This window comes from Planktothrix sp. FACHB-1355 (assembly GCF_014748295.1).
Classification (GTDB): domain Bacteria; phylum Cyanobacteriota; class Cyanobacteriia; order Cyanobacteriales; family Aerosakkonemataceae; genus Aerosakkonema; species Aerosakkonema funiforme_A.
On sequence record NZ_JACJUP010000753.1, the window covers coordinates 1 to 3,522 of the forward strand.

Below are 3,522 nucleotides of genomic sequence, written 5' to 3' on the forward strand. Positions count from 1 at the left end.
CCCGGCTCGCAAGCCGCTGGATGTCAAGTTACAAAAAGTAACTTGGGGGATGCTAGCCAGAATAGCTGACTGCGACCGACTGGCGATCCGGTTTCCGGAAGCGTTAAACCGACAATGCCGGCTTTTTTGACGACCAAAGAGCCTCGAATTTCACCCCAAGTCAAGATTTCCGCCCAATTTCCCAAGTTTGGTTCGTGACCGACCAACGCTAGGCGAGTGTTGCCTTTCTGTTGCCATTTCTCGAACCAAGTTAGCCAGTTTTGGATGTCGCCGTCAAAGGCGAGGTCGTTTGATTCTTCCAGTTGGGAACTCAACCCAGCTGCGATGAGAATTTCGGCGGTTTGACGCGCACGCACGAGGGGACTGGTGAGAATCAGACCGAAATGAAGATTCAATTCCGAGAGTCTCGCGGCGACTTTGCGGGTTTTGCGTTTGCCTTCATCGGTCAGAGGCCGATCGCGATCGCTAGAATATTGTTCGGGTTCGGCAGCTATCCCGTGACGGATTAAGTAGAGTTCTGTCATTGGTCACCGGTCAGTTGTCAGAAGTTAGCGTTAAGCGATCGCAAATCAGCGCACCTATCTTACTCGCTGTCGATCAAATCGTGAGTGGGGTTAATCAACTTTAAGAGCTTTTGCTTAATTTGGGTATCGAACACTTCCCACTTCAGCTTGGCATACTCGGAGTTTTCGTTGCTGCCACCCAAGAAGCCGATCGGGATTTCAAAGCCACCAGCCATCATCCGTCCGCCGCCAAAAAAGCGCCCTTGATTATCTTGACCGAATGCTTCTTTGAGAAATTCATCGGGGTCGAGGGTTAGCTTGGTGGTTCGCAGTGACCCTATCACCATTTCTATCCCTTCTTCTTCATTATGGACAATCCCGTACACAAGGGCGGTATGGACATTTTCTTCCGTTACTAAGAAGTCTGCCGCTTGGGGGATGGCATCCCGGTTATCGTAGCGCAAGTAACCGACACCGGCAATGGAAAAGTTGTTTTGTACAGAGCGATTTTTGAGACTGCGCTCGATCACGTCCATAACTCGCTTAGAGCGATTTGTTTGGAGGACGGCATTGAGCAGCTGAGCGTCGTAGAATCGGCTGAGATAGGCAGCAGCGAGAAAATCTTCTTCTTGTGCTTGTCTGAGCGCGTTGGTGTCCGATCGCAAACCGTGCATCAGAGATGTGGCACATTTAACGTGTTCGCTGATGCTGCTATCCATATTGAGCAACCCCGCTTGCAGGTATTGCGTCAAAATGGTGGCGGTTGCTCGCACGCTAGGCCGAATATCGACAAACTCAGCTTGGAGGTTCCCTTGCAGTTTGTGATGGTCTATCACTACCGTTGTCGGGATACCCGCTTGCTGTAAGAAAGGCATTAACTGGCTGGTAGTGCCTTGATTGTCGATCAAAATCAAGCCCTGATAGGCTGACAAATCTTTATTCTTGATTGTCTGAACTGTCCAGCGTTCTGCTGGTAGATTTGTCAGCTTTACCAGCGCGATATTTTCTTGGTGAGAGAGGGTGCCAGCATAGATGATGTCGCAGTGGATATCGTATTGCTGGGCGATCAATTTATACGTCCAAGCAGAGGATAAACCATCTGGGTCTGGGAAGTCTTGTACGACGATGAGCTGGCGTTCCTCTCGGTGTCGCTCCAAGCTTTGCCGCAAAGCTTCCACCTTTTGACCGCACGATAGGTTAGGCGAGCGCTTAGCTTGTTCGGAAGCAGCTTCACTCAGCGACGTTATCGATCGCTTCGTTGCCGTAGGTTCTACAGAGGCTATATCCGCCTTTGCCTCCATTAATTGCGGCTCTGCTGCTAAAGTCAATCGGTCAAGCGGCTGGAGCGAACGAGATTGCATATGGGGAAGAGGAACTGGTGTGTTAGACAAGTATATCCAGAAACCTATGGACGGCTATGCTGCCATTCAGCGCGACGCCATAGGTTAAGAGTGAATTGCTACTTCCTAGATCTTCGCAAAAAAACCAGCATTCAACATACCCTCCTACGGGGCATTCCTCTGGGTAGAAGTCTGAAAACCTTTTCTAATAAAAAACCTGCACGCTAGATGGGTGCAGGTTTGTTAAGTACCGATGACATATTTACTCCACTCTTGATGCGTTCCGCTCTTTACGTGTTTGGCAACTTCAAAGTATAAACTGCTGTAGGGTTTGCGCGGAGTGTGCCGTAAAAGCATATTTGCTTCTTGTGGTGTCCGGTTCCCTTTTTTGATATTGCAGCGGACACAAGCCGTTACCATATTTTCCCAGGTATCGCCACCACCGCGAGAACGGGGTAGCACATGGTCTAAGGTTAAGTCGTCACCTGTGTAACCGCAGTATTGACAGCTGTGGCTGTCGCGGTGCAGTATATTACGGCGGGTTAAGGGTATTTCTTTGTAAGGAACCCGGACGTAATGGCGCAGCCTAATCACTGTTGGGAGGGGAAATTCGGAATAGAGGTATTTGCCGTTGTGTTCGACTTGCTCTGCCTTGCCTTTAATCAATAGAACAACCGCCCGCCGCCAGCTGGTGATGTTGAGCGGTTCGTAGGAGGCATTTAACACCAGAACCTTGCCCATTTGAGTTCGATCGATAAAATGTTTTCTATGTCAAGATTATAGTCTCAGCTGGCTGGGAACTGGGGAGCTTTGAGAGGCGATCGAGTTTCTTACTTCCTTCCCGCCCTAAGATTATCGATTGCAAGTTACCTGTTGTTCTTTTCTCCCCCACTCTCCCGCTCCCCCACTCCCCCCAAAGCATACATATTCTTTGAGCGGGAAAGGAGTATTTCATTAGCGATCGCCAAGAACTTTTCTGCCAGTGAGGAAATACGTAACCATTTCGCCTTTGCCTTTGATCGGGATAGGGCCGCGTTCCTCAAACAGATATTTACATTGTAATATCTCATAAGTGGCGGCTGTGACCTGGATGCAGCCAGGAATGCCGTGAGACTCCATACGGCTGGCTGTATTCACGGTATCGCCCCATAAATCGTAGATAAATTTCTTGATCCCGATCACCCCTGCTATGACTGGGCCACTATTAATGCCGATGCGAATGCTGAACGAGCGGTCGGTGGAAGAGTTAAATTGTGCAATTTCTGCTTGCATATCCAGCGCCATTTCCGCGATCGCTTCTGCGTGATCTGTCCGGGGTCTTGGCAATCCGCCTACCACCATATATGCGTCGCCAATTGTTTTAATTTTCTCCAAACCGTGTTTTTCCGCAAGTCGGTCAAATTCGGAGAAAATTACGTTGAGCATTTCCACAAGTTCAGTAGGTGATAGACGGGTAGAAAGGTCTGTAAAGCCAACGATATCGGCAAACAAAACCGTTACTTCCGGGAAACTATCGGCAATGTAGCCTCGATCTTCTTTCAAGCGATCGGCGATCGCTCCCGGTAAAATATTTAACAGCAGTTGCTCAGATTTTTCTTTTTCAAGGCGGATGGCTTCTTCTGCTTGCTTGCGCTCTGTAATATCGCGAATTACCGACATCATATGCAGTTTACCTTTGT

Annotated in this window: 4 protein-coding genes; all 4 read right to left on the minus strand. The window is 49.0% G+C overall.

Going from position 1 to position 3,522, the window contains the following annotated elements; translation table 11 throughout:
- Window positions 1-23: 23 nt before the first annotated feature.
- A complete protein-coding gene (gene sixA / locus H6S82_RS24290) occupies window positions 24-524 on the minus strand; it encodes a phosphohistidine phosphatase SixA (protein ID WP_190469606.1) in 501 nt (166 codons plus the stop codon).
- A gap of 59 nt (window positions 525-583) precedes the next feature.
- On the minus strand, window positions 584-1,894 hold the full coding sequence (locus H6S82_RS24295) for a bifunctional oligoribonuclease/PAP phosphatase NrnA (protein ID WP_322111961.1): 1,311 nt from the start codon (window positions 1,892-1,894) through the stop codon (window positions 584-586).
- Between the two features lie 192 nt (window positions 1,895-2,086).
- A complete protein-coding gene (locus H6S82_RS24300) occupies window positions 2,087-2,584 on the minus strand; it encodes an HNH endonuclease (RefSeq protein WP_190469602.1) in 498 nt (165 codons plus the stop codon).
- 213 nt (window positions 2,585-2,797) lie between these two features.
- Window positions 2,798-3,522, minus strand: a 725-nt coding sequence (locus H6S82_RS24305; RefSeq protein ID WP_191056835.1) for an adenylate/guanylate cyclase domain-containing protein, incomplete at its 5' end; no start/stop codon positions are given.